A 323-nucleotide genomic window follows, 5' to 3' on the forward strand; every position below is an offset into this window, starting at 1 on the left:
GAACGCTTTTTACGAGTTGCTCGCCACCGTGGTTTCAAGCTAACGGCGTTGGAATTAGCCAGCAGTGAAGAGCATTATGCTATCAATATGACTGTCGACAGCGACAAACCCATCTATCTTTTAACGCAACAACTGAATAAGCTGGTAGATGTGCAAAGCGTGACTTTGCAACAACGACAACAACAAGCGATTTAGCGCTGCGACCAGCAAGGCGCACAGCAACACGGATTTATAAGAAGGTATTAACACATGACACAAACATCCGAATTAATCTGGCACAACGGCGAGATGATCCCTTACCAGCAAGCCACCACGCTCGTATT

At 46.4% G+C, this 323-nt stretch carries 1 protein-coding gene; it reads left to right on the forward strand.

What is annotated here, in order from left to right; genetic code table 11:
* The coding region (gene ilvM / locus CWC14_RS18835) for an acetolactate synthase 2 small subunit (RefSeq protein ID WP_138564403.1) at positions 1-195 on the forward strand (195 nt) is incomplete at its 5' end.
* Between the last annotated feature and the right edge of the window lie 128 nt (positions 196-323).

Origin of the sequence: Pseudoalteromonas sp. S3260, from assembly GCF_005886925.1 — a bacterium.
Lineage (GTDB): Bacteria > Pseudomonadota > Gammaproteobacteria > Enterobacterales > Alteromonadaceae > Pseudoalteromonas > Pseudoalteromonas tetraodonis.